General features: G+C 47.7%; 18 protein-coding genes. 6 read left to right on the top strand and 12 right to left on the bottom strand.

Annotated elements, in window-relative coordinates; all coding sequences use genetic code 11:
- Positions 1 to 227: 227 nt before the first annotated feature.
- Positions 228 to 1,061, top strand: coding sequence for a transketolase (locus AC3WS5_RS04955; RefSeq protein ID WP_492466146.1), 834 nt, complete (start codon positions 228 to 230; stop codon positions 1,059 to 1,061).
- Between the two features lie 65 nt (positions 1,062 to 1,126).
- Here AC3WS5_RS04955 and AC3WS5_RS04950 read toward each other — a convergent pair whose 3' ends face one another.
- Together AC3WS5_RS04950 and rbfA are read right to left on the bottom strand one after the other, a co-directional pair.
- Positions 1,127 to 2,350: an FtsX-like permease family protein gene (locus AC3WS5_RS04950; protein ID WP_492466145.1), complete on the bottom strand. Its 1,224-nt coding sequence runs from the start codon at positions 2,348 to 2,350 to the stop codon at positions 1,127 to 1,129.
- A 53-nt stretch (positions 2,351 to 2,403) separates the two neighbouring features.
- Positions 2,404 to 2,778: a 30S ribosome-binding factor RbfA gene (gene rbfA / locus AC3WS5_RS04945; protein WP_492466144.1), complete on the bottom strand. Its 375-nt coding sequence runs from the start codon at positions 2,776 to 2,778 to the stop codon at positions 2,404 to 2,406.
- A gap of 65 nt (positions 2,779 to 2,843) precedes the next feature.
- Here rbfA and AC3WS5_RS04940 point away from each other — a divergent pair, with 65 nt between their 5' ends.
- Positions 2,844 to 4,667, top strand: a complete 1,824-nt coding sequence (locus AC3WS5_RS04940) for an ABC transporter ATP-binding protein (RefSeq protein ID WP_492466143.1) — start codon at positions 2,844 to 2,846, stop codon at positions 4,665 to 4,667.
- Positions 4,668 to 4,744: 77 nt separating this feature from the next.
- Here the strand turns inward: AC3WS5_RS04940 and AC3WS5_RS04935 are convergent, their stop codons facing one another.
- On the bottom strand, positions 4,745 to 5,179 hold the full coding sequence (locus tag AC3WS5_RS04935; protein WP_492466142.1) for a nuclear transport factor 2 family protein: 435 nt from the start codon (positions 5,177 to 5,179) through the stop codon (positions 4,745 to 4,747).
- Between the two features lie 163 nt (positions 5,180 to 5,342).
- Between AC3WS5_RS04935 and AC3WS5_RS04930 the strand changes: the two genes are divergently transcribed.
- The 3 genes from AC3WS5_RS04930 (at position 5,343) to AC3WS5_RS04920 (ending at position 9,065) form a co-directional block, all read left to right on the top strand.
- On the top strand, positions 5,343 to 5,897 hold the full coding sequence (locus AC3WS5_RS04930; RefSeq protein WP_492466141.1) for a C40 family peptidase: 555 nt from the start codon (positions 5,343 to 5,345) through the stop codon (positions 5,895 to 5,897).
- A 296-nt stretch (positions 5,898 to 6,193) separates the two neighbouring features.
- Positions 6,194 to 7,576 (top strand): tryptophanase, encoded by a 1,383-nt coding sequence (locus AC3WS5_RS04925; RefSeq protein ID WP_492466140.1) that lies wholly within the window; start codon positions 6,194 to 6,196, stop codon positions 7,574 to 7,576.
- Positions 7,577 to 7,688: 112 nt separating this feature from the next.
- Positions 7,689 to 9,065 (top strand): tyrosine phenol-lyase, encoded by a 1,377-nt coding sequence (locus AC3WS5_RS04920; protein ID WP_492466139.1) that lies wholly within the window; start codon positions 7,689 to 7,691, stop codon positions 9,063 to 9,065.
- A gap of 178 nt (positions 9,066 to 9,243) precedes the next feature.
- Here AC3WS5_RS04920 and AC3WS5_RS04915 read toward each other — a convergent pair whose 3' ends face one another.
- The 4 genes from AC3WS5_RS04915 to AC3WS5_RS04900 all read right to left on the bottom strand — a co-directional run bounded on the left by AC3WS5_RS04915 (position 9,244) and on the right by AC3WS5_RS04900 (position 14,322).
- The gene (locus AC3WS5_RS04915; protein WP_492466138.1) at positions 9,244 to 9,903 is read right to left on the bottom strand and encodes a phosphatidylserine decarboxylase family protein; all 660 of its coding nucleotides are present in this window, start codon (positions 9,901 to 9,903) and stop codon (positions 9,244 to 9,246) included.
- Positions 9,904 to 9,975: 72 nt separating this feature from the next.
- Entirely contained in the window at positions 9,976 to 11,916 is a 1,941-nt protein-coding gene (locus AC3WS5_RS04910) for a M1 family metallopeptidase (RefSeq protein ID WP_492466137.1), read from the bottom strand.
- A 108-nt stretch (positions 11,917 to 12,024) separates the two neighbouring features.
- Positions 12,025 to 12,774 (bottom strand): nucleotidyltransferase family protein, encoded by a 750-nt coding sequence (locus tag AC3WS5_RS04905; protein WP_492466136.1) that lies wholly within the window; start codon positions 12,772 to 12,774, stop codon positions 12,025 to 12,027.
- Between the two features lie 69 nt (positions 12,775 to 12,843).
- On the bottom strand, positions 12,844 to 14,322 hold the full coding sequence (locus AC3WS5_RS04900; protein ID WP_492466135.1) for a RapZ C-terminal domain-containing protein: 1,479 nt from the start codon (positions 14,320 to 14,322) through the stop codon (positions 12,844 to 12,846).
- 134 nt (positions 14,323 to 14,456) lie between these two features.
- On the opposite strand from AC3WS5_RS04900, the gene AC3WS5_RS04895 reads away from it, so the two are divergent.
- Positions 14,457 to 14,984: a gamma carbonic anhydrase family protein gene (locus AC3WS5_RS04895; RefSeq protein WP_492466134.1), complete on the top strand. Its 528-nt coding sequence runs from the start codon at positions 14,457 to 14,459 to the stop codon at positions 14,982 to 14,984.
- A 123-nt stretch (positions 14,985 to 15,107) separates the two neighbouring features.
- Here AC3WS5_RS04895 and AC3WS5_RS04890 read toward each other — a convergent pair whose 3' ends face one another.
- From AC3WS5_RS04890 to thrC, 5 genes are all read right to left on the bottom strand, one after another.
- Positions 15,108 to 15,878, bottom strand: coding sequence for a succinate dehydrogenase/fumarate reductase iron-sulfur subunit (locus AC3WS5_RS04890; protein WP_492466133.1), 771 nt, complete (start codon positions 15,876 to 15,878; stop codon positions 15,108 to 15,110).
- Positions 15,879 to 16,044: 166 nt separating this feature from the next.
- On the bottom strand, positions 16,045 to 18,021 hold the full coding sequence (locus AC3WS5_RS04885) for a fumarate reductase/succinate dehydrogenase flavoprotein subunit (RefSeq protein ID WP_492466132.1): 1,977 nt from the start codon (positions 18,019 to 18,021) through the stop codon (positions 16,045 to 16,047).
- 63 nt (positions 18,022 to 18,084) lie between these two features.
- Positions 18,085 to 18,777, bottom strand: coding sequence for a succinate dehydrogenase cytochrome b subunit (locus AC3WS5_RS04880; protein ID WP_492466131.1), 693 nt, complete (start codon positions 18,775 to 18,777; stop codon positions 18,085 to 18,087).
- Positions 18,778 to 18,969: 192 nt separating this feature from the next.
- Positions 18,970 to 19,536, bottom strand: a complete 567-nt coding sequence (locus AC3WS5_RS04875) for a hypothetical protein (RefSeq protein ID WP_492466130.1) — start codon at positions 19,534 to 19,536, stop codon at positions 18,970 to 18,972.
- 223 nt (positions 19,537 to 19,759) lie between these two features.
- Positions 19,760 to 21,058: a threonine synthase gene (gene thrC / locus AC3WS5_RS04870; protein ID WP_492466129.1), complete on the bottom strand. Its 1,299-nt coding sequence runs from the start codon at positions 21,056 to 21,058 to the stop codon at positions 19,760 to 19,762.
- Positions 21,059 to 21,114: the final 56 nt, after the last annotated feature.

Here is a 21,114-nt window from a genome sequence, read left to right as displayed (position 1 = left end):
CGGAATTGCGCGAATATCCGGAACTGCAGCGCGGGACCGGTGGGCACAGGCTACATCGTCAGCCGGAATCACCGGTGTCATACCCCAGCACTCATGGATTCTTCCGGGCGTCTGTAAACCAGGATTTAAATGATAAAAATCAGACTTTTAGCCTGTTGAAAATGAACCAAGTTTTCTTGCCTTTTCAAAAATAATCCGCACCTTTGTAAACAAACTAAGAATTTACCATGGCAAGTTTACAGGAGATTGCATCGCAGGTAAGAAGAGATATAGTAAGAATGGTACACGGTGCGCAAAGCGGACATCCCGGCGGGTCCCTGGGTTGCGCAGATTTCATGACGGCACTCTATTTCAAGGTTATGGAACACGACCCCGCATTTCATATGGAAGGCTATAATGAAGATGTATTCTTCCTGTCAAACGGACATATTTCCCCATTATTCTATTCAGTACTCGCCAGGTCAGGTTATTTTGACATCAAAGAGTTATCAACCTTCCGGAAGATAAACAGCAGACTACAGGGGCATCCCGCAACACACGAGGGTCTTCCCGGCGTGCGCGTTGCAAGCGGTTCACTGGGTCAGGGAATGAGTGTTGCTCTCGGTATGGCGTGGTCGAAGAAACTCAACAAGGACACCCGCGTGGTTTATTCACTGCATGGTGATGGTGAATTGAATGAGGGACAGAACTGGGAGGCGATCCTGTTCGCGGCACATCATAAGGTTGATAACCTGATTGCCACCGTTGACTGGAACGGACAGCAGATTGATGGCCCCACGGACAAGGTGATGAGCCTTGGAAATATAGGCGATAAATTCAGGGCATTTAACTGGGAAGTGCTGGAAATGAGTGGTAATGATATGGATAGCATCCTGGAAACGCTGGCTCAGGCAAAAGCACTGACCGGAAAAGGTAAACCTATCGCCATTATGATGCATACCATTATGGGAAAAGGCGTTGATTTTATGGAAAACGACCATGGATGGCATGGCATTGCTCCCAACGATGAACAACTTGCAAGAGCACTGAGCCAGCTTCCCGAAACACTGGGCGATTACTGATCGGTTTGTACAAACTAAAATACTTCAGACCGCTTTAACGGCCGGTCTTCTCCTGAAACATTTGTTTATTCACTTCTGAGTGAAAATTCCTGCAGGGATGCTTTCCGTGAAGGGAACCAGGATGCCAGAAAGGCGATAATGAATACGGTCAGCGCAACCAGGAGAAAATCGATCAGGCGCAACTCCACCGGAAAATAATCAATCAGAAACGAACCTCCCTGTAACGGTATCACATGGAATTTCTGCTGCAAAATTACCAGAACCAAGGCAAGAGCCATGCCCAGGCACCCTCCTACAATCGCCAGCAGAAATCCTTCAGTCAAAAAGATCCTTTGAATAAAGCGTCTATTGGCCCCCAGCGCGTGAAGTACGCTGATGTCCTTTTCCTTTTCAAGCACCAGCATCGTCAGCGTGCCTACCATATTAAAAGCAGCCACAACCAGGATCAGGCAAAGTACGGCATAAAAGACCCAGCGTTCCAGGTTCATGACGGCATAGAGATTCCGGTTTTGCTGAAACCTGTTCTCCACCTTGTATTTATCACCCAGCATCTGCGATAATGCATCCCTGACACGGTCAATATCATCACCCTGAGAAACGGCAATTTCTACGCCGCTGTACTGATCATCTTCCAGCATCAGCGCTTTTTTCAGGAAATGGATATCTGTCAGCGCATACTTACTGTCGAACTCCTGCTGAATGGAAAAAGCCCCTGAAGTATGAATCGTATCACTGGAAATATTATTTATCTGATCCAATTCTTCCGAGTCATTTTTTCTAGGCACATAGATCATTAGTGGTTCGGGATTCCGCGCAGCCCGGATACCAAGGGCGCCCTCGACCCCCATGCCCAACACAAGCAGGGGATGCTGTTCATTTCCCGTATTGAACACACCGTCCGTTACGTGATCCTTCACCTGGTTTATTTTCGAATACTGTTTGTCCACCCCTTTTATCTGGACCAGCGTCTGGTTATAATCGCTTTGCAGCAGCGCCTTTTCCTCCACGACCAGGGAATAATTTTCAATACCGGGAAACGTACCAATTTTCTCAACCTGTTCAGGTGTGAGGGTCATCATCTTTCCCTGACTCGCAGAAATTTTCAATTCGGGGTAAAAGGAAGAATACAAGGATTTTACCAGACCCTCAAACCCATTGAAAACGCTCAATACCAGGATCAGCGCGGTGGTACCGATGATGATCGCCACGATACAAACCCAGGCTATGATATTGATCGCCTGGGTGGACTTCCTGGCCCTGAAATATCTCCAGGCAAATAAGAAATGCAAATCGATAATTTTTATTGATGGTTAAAAGCACTCACAGAAGTTCCGCAGCAACATCATTCAGGCTCATCTGATTTTCTTTCCTCCCTTATCTTTTTAAAAATTTCTTCCATTTTGAACACATGGTCCAGCGTATCATCGGGGTAAAACTTTAAAACGGGAATGTTACGCAACTGGTGCCTGACCGACGCGGCCAGTTCCCTTTTTATCTCGTGATGCCTGTCTTCTATCTTTTTCATGGCAGTTTTTGTATCCGATACCTGGAAAAAGCTCAGGTAGAACCTCGCTTCGAGCAAGTCGGGGGTCACCTTCACGTCTGAAATCGAAACCATTCCGCCGCTCAGCATATTCAAACCCAGCCGTTGAAATATCGTATTTATTTCTGCATTCAGTAACCCCGCCACCTGCTTTTGCCTCTTGCTTTCCTGCATAATAATATATTTTATTCGCTGTAAAAATAGTTACTTTGCTGCTTAAGACAGTATATCAGCCTGGAATGAAGAAATATTCACGAATTTTTTATTATTTAAGCGGTTACAAGAATAAGATAGGCCTATACTTCCTGTTCACCATTCTGTCGATCCTTTTTTCCCTGTTCAGCTTCGCTTTATTACAGCCATTTTTCGACATCATTTTTTACGGTGCCCAGACCAATTGTCCCTGTGCGCAGCCCGCGGGAAGCGCCAACATGCTGGATCAACTAAAAGGGTTTCTGCTGCAGACGGTGCAGGGGGCTAATCTTTCCAAAACTGGTCTGCTGGCTATTATTTGTATTATTCTGATCATCGCTATATTCCTGAAGAACTTATTTCTATATCTCTCGTTTTATGTACTGAACCCGCTGAAGAACACAGTAGTGAATACTTTTCGTTCCGATCTTTATCACAAGATCCTCTCTCTTCCGATCGGCTATTTTACCGAGAAAAGAAAAGGCGACCTGCTCAGCCGGGTAACCAATGACGTGAACGAAGTAGAAGTCTCGATGGTGGGTGCGCTGGAAGGCTGGATACGGGATCCGCTGACCATCCTGCTCACGCTGGCGGCATTGCTGATCATCAGTCCGTTGCTTACCGCTGCGATTCTGGTCTGCATTCCGGTGATCGGATTTATCCTGGGCAGAATTTCAAGAGCGCTGAAACGTGAGTCAAATGAAGCGGCACTGCGACACGGTGAATCATTGTCAGTCCTGGAGGAAACACTTGCCGGACTCCGGGTGATCAAAGCATTTAATGTGGAGCGCGTGCTTGAAAATCGTTTCACATCTATAAATAATGCATTGCTGACAGCAAAGAACCGGATCAGCCGGCGCCGTGATCTGGCTTCGCCGACCTCAGAATTTTTGGGTGTGATGGTGTTTGTGGGTATCGTCTGGTTTGGCGGTGGTCTAATTCTTAACGAACAAATCAACCTGAAAGCCTCTGCTTTTTTTGCTTACCTGGCTATGTTTTATAACCTGATCAATCCGGTGAAAACACTGTCCACTTCGTTCAGCAATATGCAAAAAGGTTCAGCGGCCATTACCCGGATTGAAGAGGTGCTGAATACCCCGGTCACGGTGGATGAAAACCCAGATGGCCTTCAGCTCGATGCTTTCAAAGACAGGATCGAGTTTAGGAATGTCCGCTTTGCCTATGAGGATGCGGTCATACTGGATGATATCAACCTGGTGATCGAAAAGGGGAAAACCGTTGCGCTCGTAGGCTCTTCGGGAGCGGGAAAATCTACCCTGGCCGATCTGATCCCCCGATTCCATGATGTGACCAGCGGGGAAGTGCTGATTGACGGCATAAATATCCGCGACTACTCACTTCATTCGGTTAGAAATCAAATGAGCATCGTGACGCAGGAACCCATCCTGTTCAACGACACCATCGCGGCAAATATTGCTTTAGGTCAACCTGATGCATCTATGGAAGAGATAGTTGAGGCCGCTAAAATCGCGAATGCTCATTCCTTCATTATGCAGAAAGAAGACCAGTATCAGTCGAATATTGGGGATCGCGGCAGTAAGTTAAGCGGTGGTGAGAAACAGCGCCTGACGATAGCCAGGGCCCTGCTGAAAAACCCGCCTATTCTTATCCTGGATGAAGCCACTTCTTCACTGGACACGGAAAGCGAGCGACTGGTTCAGGATGCCATCAACACGATGATGCAAAACCGCACCAGCATTGTGATCGCCCACCGTCTGAGCACTATCAGACATGCAGATGAGATCATCGTGCTTCAAAAAGGCAGGATCGTGGAACGGGGAACACATGCCCAGTTGATGGAAGCAAAAGGGTTTTACCGGAAATTGGTCGAGATGCAGGAATTAAAATAGCAGTCCGGCGATCAAGCAACATTGCTGATCAAAAACGATTTCAATTTCGTATGTGGATTAACATAACAGTCTGGCGATCAGGCTGGTTTAACTGCCTGCCTGGCAATCATTTTCCACTGGCCGCCTTTTTTCTTCCAGACCGTCATGATCTTTAACTTTACGTGGCCCGGAACTTTCCGGTCATTGGTATCGGCTTCGAGAAGATGGCCAACAATGGCCGTCTTGCCAAACACATCTATTTTCTGATCACTGATATTTATTTTTACAAAATCTGATGCGCCACTGATAAAAGCGTTCACAAATTCGGATTTGTTTTCGACCTTGCCGCCGGAATGCCCATAGGTCAACCCATCGTCGGCTATGCGGTTCAGGATCCCGGGATCACCGTCTTCCATTCCTTTAACGAGTAAGGCCACGGCTCTCTCTACCTGTTTCTCAGACTTGCTCTGCGCCTGACTCAGAAATGGGATCAGCAGAAAAATACCCAACGCAAAGAATCCGTATCTTGTCATATTTCAATTTTTCGTTCCGCCAAAGGTAGATAAACAGGTTAAGACTGCCAGAATGAGCTGCTATGGCCGCGATTGCTCTCTCTAAAAATTTGACAAGATACAATCTGACCCCAAAATCTGCCGTCCGGGGATCGCCCGTATATGATTCCCTATCTTTGAAATAATGAACGTAACCGGTCTGATAACTGTTTCGCTGATCGCCCTGTTGGCGGTGGGCTGCAGCCCGGCCAGGAAATCAACAGGTAAAAAAACGCCGGTGCCGGCTCCTGTTGTTACGCCGACGCCTGACCCGGATCGCCCGCAATCTGCTGCTCCAGGCGCTGCCGTCCTGCACGATGTAAACAGGGAAGAATTCATCAGTTATGCCAAAGAATTTCTGGGCACCCGGTACCTCTATGCCTCGGCAGACCCGGCCAAAGGTTTCGACTGCTCAGGATTCCTGTTTTATGTTTTCAAACACTTTAATATTAAATCTCCCAGATCCACGTACGAATTCGAACATTGGGGCGCGGACGTTGATCCCGTCATGGCGCAGCCGGGAGACCTCATTCTCTTTACTGCCAGTGACAGCAGTCGGATCGGGCATATAGGCATCCTGACCGACCAGGGGCCCGAGCTCCGCTTCATCCACGCATCCTCCAGCCGCGGTGTGATCATCAGCCGGTTTGCGGGTTACTACCTGGACCATTTTGTAAAAATGATCCGGGTATTAAAATGATTCGGGACAGCCGGTTACGAAACCTATCAAAGCCGAAGTTCCCAGGAAAAACACAGCACGAAAGTTATTTTTTTTGCTTCCAAATAAAGTTGTATATTTATAATATGAGAGTTTGCATCCAATGTCTGGTCGTGAAAGCTGCCGTTGCCACCCGCAGCTCAGCACCAGAGATCCTGTGGAGCAAAATACTCCGGAAACCAACCTAAGCCACCTCCTTCCTTTTCCCGATTTGACAACTGCCTAAAGGCGGGTCCGTCTGTGTTCTTTCGTTTTTACAATTTTCGAAAAACTTTTATATGCGCACAATTATTGAACCCTTCCGGATAAAATCCGTGGAAGCGATTCATTTTACCACCCGGGAAGAACGGCAACAAGTACTGGAAAAAGCCTTCTACAATCCCTTCCTGATCGATTCAGAAGACGTGCTGATCGATTTGCTGACCGACAGCGGCACGGCCGCGATGAGCAATCGCCAATGGGCAGGCATCATGATGGGTGATGAATCTTATGCCGGCAGTCCCAGTTTTTATCATTTCAGAGATGCGGTTCAGAACCTGACCGGGATGCCCGAGATCATTCCTACACATCAGGGGCGGGCTTCAGAAAAGATTCTTTTCAGCGTGCTGGGTGGCGCCGGGAAATTCTTTCCGGCCAATACCCTGTTCGACACCACCCGTGCGAATATTGAATTCACCGGAGCACAAGGGGTTGACCTTCCTTGTGCCGAGAGCCGCGAACTTAGCATGCCTGCGCCATTCAAAGGCAATATCGATTTAAAAGCCCTGGAACAACTGATCGTTGATAAAGGCGCAGAAAATATCCCAATTTGTATCCTGACGGTGACAAATAACTCAGGAGGAGGCCAACCTGTGAGCATGCAGAATATCCGCGAGACGAGTCAGCTTTGCCATCGGCACGGTATCCCTTTGTTTATTGATGCCTGCCGTTTTGCTGAGAATGCCTATTTTATCAAAACCAGGGAGCAGGGATACCAGGAAAAATCGCTGCCGGATATTGCCAGGGAAATGTTCTCCTATGCCGATGGCTGCACCATGAGCGCGAAAAAAGATGCTTTTGCGAACATCGGGGGGTTTCTGGCGCTACGCGACGAAAACCTGGCGTCCCGGTGCCGGAACCTGCTCATTCTTACCGAAGGGTTCCCGACCTATGGCGGACTTGCAGGGCGCGATCTGGAAGCTATTGCTGTCGGCCTGGAAGAAGTGCTTGAAGAACCTTACCTCCATTACCGGATCCGCAGCATCGAGTATCTGAATGAAAAACTACATGCTGCGGGAGTTCCGGTGATCAGGCCGGCGGGAGGACATGCGGTGTATATTGATGCCAGCCGCTTTCTGGCACATATCCCGGTTGAGCAATATCCGGCTCAGGCACTGGCCTGCGCTATTTTTCTGGAAGGTGGAATCCGTGGCGTCGAAATCGGCTCGCTCATGTTTGGAAAATACGATGGGGCGGGAAAACTGATCCCGGCCCGCTCGGAATTAGTGCGGCTAGCTATTCCCCGGCGGGTTTACACGCAAAGCCATATCGATTATGTGGCCGAAGTGATACTGGAACTTTTCACTAAACGGCACCGGGTCCGCGGACTGGAAATCATCGAAGAATCACCCGTGCTCAGGCATTTCACAGCGAAGCTAAGACCAGTCTCCCTTGATGTCTGAAAAAGGTCATAGCGAAACCAATATCGAAACAGTAAACGGAATATTTATAAAATCTTAATGCATCTATCGCATTGAATCCACTAATGCGATTCAACAATTAAAAAGAAAAATCATGCAGGTTAAACACAGTTGGGCCGAGCCCTATAAAATGAAAATGGTTGAGTTGTTAAAGATCACCAGTCCGGCGCAACGGCGTAAAGCGTTGAAGGCGGCGGGGTTCAATACTTTTTTATTAAGATCGGAAGATGTTTATATTGATCTGCTTACCGACAGCGGCACATCGGCCATGAGTGACAGGCAGTGGTCGGGTATGATGATGGGCGACGAGGCTTATGCAGGCAGCCGGAACTTTTATAACCTCGAAAAAGCCGTGCAGGAAGTCTATGGATACAAATACCTGGTCCCCACCCACCAGGGCCGGGGAGCTGAAAATATATTATCCAAAATTTTGATACACAAAGGCGATATTATTCCCGGTAATATGTATTTCACCACTACCCGCCTCCACCAGGAGCTTGCAGGCGGGCGGTTTGAAGATATCATCATTGATGAAGCCCATGACCCCGACAGCGAGTTCCCTTTCAAGGGAAATGTGGATCTGGAAAAGCTGGACCGGCTGGTGAAAAAATATGGGGCAAAGCGAATCCCTTATGTAAGCATAGCTACCAGTGTCAACATGGCTGGCGGTCAGCCTATGAGCATGGCTAATCTCCGGGAACTGAGGAGTTACACACAAAAGCAAGGCATCCGCATCATCCATGATATGACGCGAGTGGCAGAAAATGCCTATTTTATCCGTGAGCGGGAAAAGGGATTTCAACGCAAACCGATCCGGGAAATTATTAAAGAGATCAACTCTTATACGGATGGCTGTACGATGAGCGCTAAAAAAGATGCCCTGGTAAACATCGGTGGCTTCCTGGCTTTGAACGACTGGGATCTGTTTGAAGAAGCCCGGAACCTGGTCGTGGTCTATGAAGGATTGCACACCTACGGCGGACTGGCAGGCCGCGATATGGAAGCCATGGCCATCGGTATCCTGGAGAGTGTGGACGATGATCATATCAGGGCGCGGGTAGGGCAAGTGATCTACCTCGGCCAAAAAATGATCGAATATGGCATCCCCATTGTAAAACCCATCGGCGGTCATGGAATTTTTGTCAATGCGAAAGAATTCCTGCCACATATTCCCCAGGACCATTATCCTGCGCAGGCGCTGGCGGCGGAAATCTACCTGGACTCCGGTGTGCGCACCATGGAGCGAGGCATTGTATCCGCGGGGCGCAAAGCGAATGGAGAAAACTACCATCCCAGGCTGGAGCTGGTTCGGTTTACTTTACCCCGCCGTGTTTACACACAAGCGCACATGGATGTAGTGGCTGAATCAACGGCCCGGGTTTTTGAACGTCGTAAGAAAATAAAAGGATTAAAAATGGTGTACGAACCTAAGTACTTGCGATTCTTCCAGGCGCAGTTTGAGCAACTTTGAAAGAATTACGGATTACGAATTACGAATATGTTACATGTAAATGGGACACAATTAACCAAAAACCAATCTTAACTTTGTTTTATTGAATATATATATAATTCTTATGCATTGCAACTTATTTAAACATCCAGCGCCTGGTCTAATATCTAATGGCTAAGTACTAACATCTATATTTGCATTACCATCGGGCGATCACCGTTTTGCCACCAACGGTGCGGTCGCCGATTTTTACTTTGATATCTGCATCCAACGGAAGCAGCAGATCGACCCTGGAACCGAATTTGATAAACCCCATCTCGCCAGACTGGCTGACAGTCTTGCCAACCTCATTATAATTGACGATCCGCTTAGCCAGCGCACCTGCGATCTGTTTGGTCAGCAGTTCCCGGCCATCCTGCGTTTTGTAAACATTGGTATGCCGTTCATTTTCCGTAGAAGATTTTGGATGCCAGGCCACCAGGTATTTTCCCGAATGGTATTGATTATAGATAATTGATCCGCTAACCGGATTGAAGTTGATGTGCACATTTAGCGGGCTCATAAAAACGGAAACCTGTATCCTCCTGTCCTTAAAATACTCGTCGGGCTGAACTTCTTCAATCACCACGACCTTACCATCGCAAGGCGCCAGAATAGCATGTTCGTCCGCCATGAACTGCCTTACTGGAACCCTGAAAAAAGAGATAATCACGGCCAGCACGACCAGGGTTGATAAGAGGATCAGCCAGAAAGCCCATGGAAAATTCATATAAAGAAATTTCCAGGCAACAAAATTGACGACCAGAAAACTTAACACGCTCCATCCAATCGTACTGTTGCCTTCCCGGTGTAAAGTCATACACTAAATTTCTGCGAATATACTGGATTCATCCGGGGATTAATGGTGCCCCTTCTCGGCTATATGCCCCCCTTAAGGTTTTCTCCGCCAGGTATTATCAGCCCTGTTCCAATCCGGCAATTTTTGGTCCGGGTCTACTGTCACTTCGGTCACTTCGCTGGTCGTCGGAACCGCGAATACATACTGTGAACCTCGTTGCCAAATTTCGACCGGAAACTGATACCGGTGCTCCTTCCCATTAGATTCCCGCACCAACACAGTTGCCGGCATAGGCATTTTCTCCATGTTCTCAAGCGTTATCAGCGTTCCGTCACCCGGGTTACTGCTTCGGGGCTTCACATCTTTCACACGCTGATCAATACGCCAGTCGTTGAACACCCATCCCCTCCAGAACCAGTCCAGATCTTCGCCGCCTACATTCTCCATCGTACGGAAAAAGTCCCATGGCGATGGATGCTTGAAAGCCCAGCGACGTATATACTCTTTGAAAGCTTCATCAAACCGTTTGGGCCCCAAGACCAGTTCACGAAGCGCATGTAACATAATCGAAGGCTTCCCGTAGGCGGCATTCCCAAGGTTCTGTTGCTGAATAACTTCAGGTACCGTATTCAGCGCATCCGACCGATCGCCGAACATATACCTTGCCAGCAACGTGTCTCCTGCAGACATTTTCTGATAAAACTCGCCCTTGTTAAAAGCCGGGGTAGCCATACTGTTGATAAATGTATTGAATCCCTCATCCATCCAGGCAAACTTCCTTTCATTGCTACCAACGATCATTGGAAACCAGGTATGCCCAAACTCATGGTCGGTAACACCCCAAAGGCCTCGTCCCGTTGAACTGAAATGACAGAAAACTATACCGGGGTATTCCATGCCTCCTACCGGTCCGCCCACGTTCGTAGCCACTGGGTATGGGTACGGATAATAGTTCTTCGAATAAAATTCAATCGAGCCTTTTACCATTTCCGTACTTCGCTGCCAACCGTTATTTGCTATACTCTCAACGGGATATGCGCTGAGTGCCAGGCTTTTCTTTCCCCCCGGAAGATTGATCCTTGCACCATCCAATACGAAAGCTTTCGAAGCTGCCCAGGCGGCATCCCGCGCATTATGTATCCGGAACTTCCAGGTGAGATGACCCCCTTTCCGGGTATCTGCATTTACTTCATCCACCGTTCTGATCATCACCGTGGCATCGCTTCCTTTTGCCCGGTTGTAGCGCTGGAGTTCCGTTGCGGTGAGGCATTCAGAAGGGTTCAATAACTCTCCCGATCCCACGATCATCATGCCCCTGGGTGCTGTGATCGAATATTCCAGGTCGCCGTATTCAAGATAAAACTCCCCCTGGCCAAGATAAGGCAATACATTCCATCCTTGCAGATCATCATAGACGCAAGCTCTCGGGTACCATTGTGCAATTTCATACAACCAGCCATTCTTTGTGTTCATCCTACCCATTCTGTCGGTCCCATATTCGGGGATGCTAAAAGAATATTCAATAATAAGCCGGAGCTTCCCCCCCGCCGCTTTCAAAACATTTTGAAGCATAACCTGCATCCTCGTGTCATTCACCAGGTATTCAGGTACATATTTTTTCCCACCCGCTTCAACTGCAATCGATTTAATAATAAATCCTTCTGTAAACTTGGTGTTTGCCCACCGCCCTCCGCTGGCCGTCGTGGTGGCCGAAGCCCTTGAGTCCTGCCGGTAAATATTCTGGTCCATCTGAAGCCACAGGAATTTGAGGTTATCCGGACTGTTGTTCGTATAGGTCATTTCGGACCTGCCTGTCACAGTTTTGGCAACGGTATCCAGTGTACATGCGATCTTGTACCCCGCGTGGTTCTGCCAATATCTAGGACCGGGACTTCCTCCCGCACTCCGGAATTCATTTCCGGGGTACGGATAAAACTGAGGGGCAAAAGCTTCGAGGTGATTGTAAACGGATTGGGCCGAAATCTGCAGAAGTGAAGTTACTGTTATCAGCGTGAGAAAAAACTGCCGTAGCATGTAGTGATCGTTTTAGATAAGTTATTAATAGGTCCTAAAGGACAGATTGAAGTTACAAATAATGTTTCATTTAGCTGAAGTTAATCCTCGGTCGTTATAACACCCGACTCAGTCAGGGAACATTTTCAGCGCAGCCTCCAGGCTTTCTGGTTTCCCAACATCCAGCCATTTGCTGCCCTCATGATGATATGCGAGAACTGGATGAGAAGAACAAAGTGCCAGGTAAAGATCAATCAGCGAAAATTTACTCGTAAATGGTATCAGATCGAAAACTTCATAATTAAAAATAGCTATCCCATCATAGGCGTTGGCCTGGTAATTTGGCAACAGTACGGATATCTTCTCCTCACCTGTCTTCCGGTTAACCCATCCGCATAACCTGCCCGATAGGTCAAACAGCAGATTCCGGCTTGTCTTTCTGTTGCTCACTGCCAAAGTGATGAGGGCATTATTTTGCTGGTGATAGCGGTACATTTTAGCCAGATTGATATCGGTTAGAATATCGGCATTACAGGTAATGAATGTTTTACCAGGTTTGAACAGTGGTTTTGCTTTCAGCAACCCACCACCTGTTTCCAGCAGTTCGCCTGTTTCATCGCTGATCCTGACCTGACTACCCCAACCTTTATTTTCTTTAATCGCTTCCACAACCTGGCCGGCGAAATGATGTACATTGATTACGACATCAGATATACCATACTGTTGTAAATACTCCAGGTTTCTTTGCAGCAGGCTCTTGCCGTTCACCTGTGCCAGCGCCTTAGGATGGTGGTCTGTCCAGGGTTTGAAGCGGGTACCCAGACCTGCGCAAAAAATCATCCCGTCTAGATCGCTGAGCGTTGCTGTTTGAGATTCCACTTTGATTATCGGTTACGGAAAAAATAAATCATTGTTCCTGAAAATAAAATTTTATCCTTCCTGCTTGAATCAGGAATTGATGGCAGGTGATGGTTTCCAGTTGATGGCGTCCTGAACCCAGTGATTCAATTCCACCTTAACCTTGTATTTATTTTTGAGATGCCGGGCCAATGCATCCGCAGCATAAACGCTCCGATGCTGACCGCCGGTGCATCCAAAGCTAACCTGCAGGCTGTTGAACCCGCGCTGCAGAAAATCTTCTACCGTAATCCCTACGACATCATAAACACCATATAGAAACTGAGGCATCTTAGTCTGTTGCTCCAGGAAATCAATTACATCCTTGTCCCTGCCCGTCCTGGTTTTGAAATTGTCCAGCCTTCCCGGGTTAAGGATCCCCCTGCAATCAAAGACAAAACCGCCACCATCCCTCACAGCCGACTCGTCGTCCAGTTGCGGCAAACCCTTTTTATAAGAAAAACTTGAGATTCTTACCACCAGCGGTGTATCTTCTGTTGCCTGAATAGGCGTGAACTCCCTGATGACATTTTCGTCGACACATATTTGAAGGACTTTCTCAAATTCAGGAAGCGCTATGCCCATCGAGTTCCTGGACAGAAATGCCTTCAGGTTTTGCAACGCCATCGGGATGCTGGTAAGAAAATGTGCCTTGCGTTCAAATAGCCCGCGGAAACCATAGGCGCCAAGTACCTGAAGCAGGCGGATGAGGACATAGCCGTTATATTGACCAATAAAGCTCAGCCGGTTCAACGGTTTATCCAACAGGGGCTCCAGACTATTCATATAATCTTCCAAAAGCCCTTGCTTCCAGTCTTCCGGAAGCTTAGCCCTGGCCTGCCAGAGCAGGGAAGCTACATCGTACTGTGGTGCTCCTTTCATGCCACCCTGGTAGTCGATAAAATGCAGGCTCTTGTTGTCACACACCTGGATGTTCCGGCTCTGAAAATCCCGGAACATAAAAAACTTATGATCTACATGTGTCAGATAATTACTGAGTGCTTCAAAATCGTCAATTAGTTTTTGTTTGTCATAGGGTCGGCGCAATGCATCCAGAAAATAGTACTTGAAATAGAGCAGGTCTGCCAGTATCGCCTGCTTACCGAATTCCATATTGGTAAGGCATTTGGTATAATCCAGCTCCATATCCCCCATTACCTGCAATCGGGCAAGCGAATCCAGGCTCAGTTTGAAAAGAGCATAAATTTCTTCAGTATACCCTTCTGATTCCAGCCGGTTCATTAGAGAAACATTGCCATAATCCTCTTGCAGGTAATACATCCGGTCATCACTTACAATGTAGATATTAGCGACAGGCAGGTGTTTCTCAATAAAATGCTCCGAAAAATAAAAAAAAGATTCATTCTCCTTAACATTTGCTCCATAAGTACCAATGACGGTTTTGTCCTTATCCCAGATACGGAAATATCTGCGTTCGCTTCCGGCTTGCTGCAACACATCGACTGAGGTGGGCTCCCTGCCACTCCATGTTTGGTATAGCTTCCTGATCTTATCTATTTTATCCTGCATCCCGCAAAGATAAAGTTTTGGGTGGAGGTGCCTGGGTCTATATGCTGGCTAAAATCATCGCTGCTCAAAGCGAAATCCTATTTATTACATAGCTGCCATTTTCTTAACTTAGCCGTTCATTAAATATGTCTGGTATGCCTGTTATCTTACCGGTAGAAGGGAAATTGCCTCAGTTTGGGGAGGATTGTTTTGTGGCGCCCAATGCAACGGTTGTGGGGGATGTGGTGATGGGTAACCAATGCAGCATTTGGTTCAACACCGTGATCCGTGGTGATGTGAATACTATCCGGATGGGTAACAAAGTGAATGTTCAGGACGGCGTGTGTATTCACTGCACCTACCTGAAATACCCGACACATATCGGAAATAATGTATCCATAGGACATAATGCTATTGTTCATGGCTGCACATTGCATGATAATGTACTCGTTGGCATGGGAGCCATCGTTATGGATAATTGTGTAGTCCACAGCAACACGATCATTGCGGCCGGCGCTGTGGTGTTAGAAAATACTATATGTGAGGCAGGGAGTATTTACGCCGGGGTTCCGGCAAAAAAGGTGAAAGATATCTCCCAGGAATTGATCCATGGGGAAATTGATCGTATTGCCAACAACTACGTGAAGTATTCGGGCTGGTACAAACACCGCGCAGGCGACTAGGCGGACTCATTCGCCTATCCGGAAGCCAGCACCGGTCCGCTGATCACCCGGGTGAGGAAAACACTGGCAGGGACCTTCCTGCTCCCAGGCTTTCCGGGCATCAAATCTATTTGGGTTGATGTATCAGGCTTTTTGATCTGCGACAAGTCCCGCGTTCGTAAATTCAAGGTTTGCCCTCGCAATATTGGTGATGCCGATTTCTTTGGGGCAAACGGCTTCGCAAGCGCCGGTGTTGGTGCAGGAACCAAATCCCTCTTTGTCCATCTGGGCTACCATCGCCAGCGCCCGGTTGTGTCTTTCGGGCCCACCCTGCGGTAATAGTGCGAGGTGCGAAATTTTTGCCGAAAGAAACAGCATAGCCGAAGAGTTCTTGCAGGCAGCGACGCAGGCTCCGCAGCCGATACAGGCTGCTGCAGCAAAAGCTTTTTCTGAATCTTCCCGGTTTATCGGGATCGTATTGCCGTCAATAGTGACACCTGTATTCACAGAAACGTATCCTCCTGCCTGAATGATCCTGTCAAATGCGCTTCTGTCAACCATCAGGTCTTTGATAACCGGGAAAGCCTTTGCCCTCCAGGGTTCCACTACGATCGTGTCACCGTCCTTGAATGCGCGCATGTGCAATTGGCAGGTAGTGGTAGCGTGCCATGGTCCGTGAGGCCGGCCGTTGATATACATAGAGCAGGTACCGCAGATACCTTCCCGGCAATCATGATCAAATGCGATGGGTTCTTTGCCTTCCCTGATCAATTGTTCATTCAGCACGTCAAACATTTCCAGGAACGACATTTCCGAAGAAATATCCCTTACGTTGAAGGTTTCGAAACTGCCTTTACTCTTTGCGTCCTTTTGCTTCCACACTTTCAGTGTGAGGTTCATATTGTAATGTTCCATACGGATAAAATCAGATAATCAGCCAATTTTTAGAATTTGCCAATTGATCACTTTTTGTTTGATGAAAATATTTTTTTGTCATTTTTCCTCCCCTTACGGACCGATATTTCGACCCGGCCCCGACGGCCATTAGTTATTGAAATGCCTGCCGCACGCGACTCCGGGTTTATTTATAATTTCTCTGACTGGGATGAATCACCTCATATTTCAGTTCCTCTTTATGCAGTTCCCAGTTCTCGGGTCCCTTGAATTCCCAGGCAGAAACAAACATGAATTCGTCATCATGCCTAAGCGCTTCACCTTCTTCGGTCTGGCTTTCTTCCCTGAAGTGACCGCCGCAGCTCTCTTTCCGCTCCAGCGCATCCAGGCACATCAGTTCGCCAAGCTCCAAGAAATCGGCAACGCGGCTGGCCTTGTCCAACTCGGGGTTAATTTCGTATATACCTCCCGGAACCCTGACGTTCTTCCAAAAGTCCGCACGTAATTTTCTGATCTCTTCTACAGCTTCTTTCAGGCCCTGTTCATTGCGCGACATCCCGCATTTTTCCCACATGATCTTACCAAGCTTCTTATGGAAACTTTCCACAGATTGTGTGCCTTTGACATTCATCAGCTTCTGAATTCTCTCATTCACCTTTGACTCAGCTTCAACAAAAGCAGGATCGGTGACAGGAATCGGTCTAACGCTGATCTCATCTGCCAGGTAATTTCCAATGGTATAGGGAACTACGAAATATCCATCTGCAAGCCCCTGCATCAGGGCTGATGCGCCCAGCCGGTTTGCCCCGTGATCGCTGAAATTAGCCTCACCCAGGCAATACAGGCCTTTGACGGTTGTCATCAGCTCATAATCTACCCAAAGCCCCCCCATGGTATAGTGAACCGCGGGATAAATTCGCATGGGCACTTCGTATGGATTCTCGCCTGTGATTTTTTCGTACATGTCAAACAGGTTCCCGTATTCCTCTTTCACCACTTCTTTTCCCAGTTTGATCAGGGTTTCAGTACTGGGGTTATGAATTCCGTGTTTATTGGCTTCCGCCCTGCCGTATTTGTTTATGAGGTTATACTTGAAATCCAGGTACACAGCCTGTTTGGTTGTCCCTACGCCATAGCCGGCGTCGCATCTTTCTTTCGCAGCGCGGGAAGCAACGTCGCGGGGTACGAGGTTTCCATAAGCGGGATATCTTCTTTCCAGGTAGTAATCACGATCTTCTTCAGGTATGTCGTTAGCTTTCCGGGTCTCGTCTTTCTTTTTCGGAACCCAGATTCTGCCGTCGTTTCTCAGCGATTCGGACATCAGGGTCAGTTTGCTCTGATGATCTCCGGAAACCGGGATACAGGTCGGGTGGATCTGCGTCATACAAGGGTTTCCAAAAAAAGCTCCTTTTTTATGGGCCTTCCAGATGGCAGTGGCATTGCTGCCCATTGCATTGGTGGACAGATAAAACACGTTTCCATACCCACCTGAGCACAATACTACCGCATGCCCAAAATAGCGTTCAAGTTGCCCGGTTACCAGGTTACGGGCGATGATGCCCCTGGCTTTTCCATCGATCATTACAATATCCAGCATTTCATGTCTGCTGTACATCTCCACACTCCCCTGGGCTACCTGCCTTTCCAGCGCCTGGTAGGCGCCAATCAGCAATTGCTGCCCTGTTTGCCCGGCAGCATAGAAAGTTCGTTTAACCTGGGTCCCGCCGAATGAGCGGTTATTCAATAATCCGCCGTATTCCCGGGCAAATGGTACGCCCTGAGCTACGCATTGGTCGATAATATTTACGCTTACTTCAGCCAGGCGGTGCACGTTAGACTCGCGTGACCTGTAATCCCCGCCTTTAATGGTGTCATAAAACAAACGGAACACAGAATCGCCGTCGTTCTGGTAATTTTTTGCGGCGTTGATACCTCCCTGCGCTGCGATCGAGTGCGCGCGTCGTGGCGAGTCCTGAAAACAGAATGCTTTGACTTTATAGCCCAGCTCCCCCAGGGACGCTGCGGCCGAAGCCCCGGCCAGACCTGTTCCCACAACAATGACTTCAAGTTTCCGTTTGTTGGCGGGGTTTACCAGTTTACAATGGCCTTTGTAATTGTACCATTTTTCCTCTAATTTTCCGTCAGGTATTTTAGCGTCTAACATATTACAAAACGTTTCTCGTTTATGATTAAAAATTGACCGGTAGGGCTTTTGCTCCTCTGCTCCTTATTCAAGCCATCCCAACATAAAGCTGAGGGGCATCATTATAAAAGCCGCACAAACAATCACTGAAAATGCCACGCCCAGCGCCTGAATAATAAAGATATACCGGTGATTGGAAAGACCCAGGGTCCTGAAACTGCTCTGGAAACCGTGCATCAGGTGCCAAAATAAGGCGATCACACCCGCGATATAAACAAAGGGTATGACCGGGAACGTGGTAAACTTATACTGCATCTCTCCATATAAATTATGATAAACAGTCGGATCACCAGGGTATTGAATCTCTGAAAGGCCTCCGAACCTGGAAGGTATCCAGAAGTCGATTAAGTGCGAAACCAAAAAAATCAGAATCAGCGCGCCCAGGATTCCCATTGCCCGGCTGTACCACCGGCTGCCACGGTTGCCCAGTCTTACAGCATATCCCTTGCCCCTCTTTTGGCGGTTCTGAACTTCCAGCGTCAGTCCCTGGATAATATGGATCAGGAAGAACAGGAACAGGCCAATTTCCAAAACCCGGGGGACTACATTGGACCCCATCCAGCGGGCTGCTTTATTGAACATCTGACCACCATCGTTAGCCCATATACAGGCATTAAGACCGGCGTGCACCAATAGAAATGCAATCAGGAAAAGGCCGGATAGCGACATGGTGATTTTCTTTCCAACCGACGAAGTAAAAAATTGAGACCATTTCATATTTGCTAAAAAACTAAGGTGATTGAATGAAGACAAATGTAATACCGAATTCCGAAACACCGGTAAAAAAAGCGCTGATATATATCATATGCTTCTGCTACAAAGTTGATCTTATGGCTATTTCAGTCCATCATGTGAGAAGCAACGCCGTTCTTACCGGGTCACAAGGTATGATAAAATTTGAAAAAACAATTATTGCGGAAGCCTCGCTGATAATTCAGCATCGATTTTGCGGAACAAGTGGTAAGGTTTGTAGCCCCGCCAGTTCTCAATATTCATCGGTTCGATGTACTGGTTCAGCCGGGCCTTCCGGAATTCATAACAAGCGTGCTCGGGCATATTCAGGCAGACTATCCATCCATTTGCGTCCATCAATTCTTCATGTAATTCTTCATAGTAGTCCTTATCTCCACTGTGAAAATTGAGTACATTTTCAACGATCAGGATAAACTTATTAATCCCTTCATCCATAAAGGCCTCCAATACATTCCGCTTAAGCGTCATAATATCATCTTCCACCGCATCATTCCATTCTCCAATAAATTCGATGATCGCGAATCCGTCTTCGTACTCTGCCATCAGCGCCTTGGCGTAGAGCGTGCGACTTCCAAAATTATCCCATTGCGGATGTATATAATGATCGTAGACAGCATCCTTATATTCGAATTGAGAATGCTCGATTCCATAAAACGGAGACCGCTCATCTTCCTCACTCACATAAATATGTTGCCAGTTGTAATATGGTTCCAGGTTATGCATAAAAGCTCCTCAAAATTTTAGAGGAATGGTAACAAGTTTTTAAATGCCAGCGAGGCCGACTCAATCCCTGTTTTCCTCACGTGCTTGCAATATACGCTGAAATATGATTGTTCACCCCCGCGCTCAGAGAGTTCTCCGAAACGCCCCGGGGTCAAGCGTATGCGGAACATCCCGGAAATCGGGGGCGGGATGGAGCCTCTATCCTTTACAAATTTCAGGCACTCTACACAGCCAGCAGGAAATCTTTGAGATCCGAAAAAACGGGTTCCATTTCCAGGGTGCTTTTTTCTTTCTTCATCATCCCCGCTAATTCGTCCGGAACCCGAACTTTCCGGTTGATGGCCTTTTCCACTGCCTCGGGAAACTTTACTGGATGTGCGGTCTCTAATATAAATCCCTTCTTCCCGGGGTTGGTCTGAAGGTACTTTTCCATAGCAAAATAAGCCACCGCCCCGTGTGGATCCAGCAGGTATTGATGAGTTCCGAATACATTACGGATGGTTTCAACGGTTTCCTTATCTGTAACCGTGTAAGCCGACAGATTGTTTTTCAGGGCGGGAAATTCATGATGAAAAAGTTCAATAATCCTGATGAAATTACTCGGATTACCTACGTCCATCGCATTCGACAATGTAGCGACCGCATCTCTGGGCTCCCATTTCTGATCCTGCAGGTAACTACTGACTATATCGTTAATATTGCAGGCTGCGATGAAATGGCCAAGGGGCAACCCTGTGATCTTCGCCAGAATACCCGCGCAAATATTCCCAAAATTACCGCTGGGAACGCAAACAACTGGCGACTCCTGCTCTCCCAGCCATTGGCGGTAGGCCAGGAAATAGTAGATCTGCTGAGGCAGCCATCTGGCCACATTGATCGAATTCGCTGAAGTCAGAAACCTTTTACGGTTGATCTCCGGGTCGATAAATGCCTGTTTCACCATTCGCTGGCAATCGTCAAAACTGCCTTTTATTTCGAGTGCAGTGATATTCCGGCCCAGCGTTGTCAACTGTTTTTCCTGCACGGGGCTTACGCGGTCTTTTGGGTACAGGATCACGACATCCACGCCGGGTACGCCATAGAAACCGTTGGCCACCGCACCGCCTGTATCGCCTGAAGTTGCTACCAGGACCGTCACATGTCTGTCTTCATTCCGTAAAAAATAACCCAGGCAACGACTCATAAACCTGGCACCCACATCTTTAAATGCCAATGTGGGTCCGTGATACAGTTCCAGCGACGAAATGCTCTCTGTAACAGGAACCAGGGGAATCGGAAAATTCACGGTATCACTAACAATTTCAAATAACTTTTCATCCGGCAGGCTGGCGCCTGTATAAGGCGCCATTACCCTGAACGCGATTTCAGCTTCACTCAGGTTTTTCAAATCAGCTATCAATTCCTTTGAGACCACAGGAAGACTCTGGGGAAAATACAACCCCTTATCCGGCGCCTGACCCCGAAGGGTTGCCGTTTCGAAATTTACACGGTGAGATTTGTTCTGGATTGAATAAAAATTCATGATAACATTTTCGTATTAGCACCACTCTGAATGTCTTTCAGGATCAGGAGGTTTTT

The sequence above is a fragment of the Niabella sp. CPT15-335-S11 genome (assembly GCF_058792415.1).
This window is presented reverse-complemented; position numbering and strand designations above follow the sequence as displayed.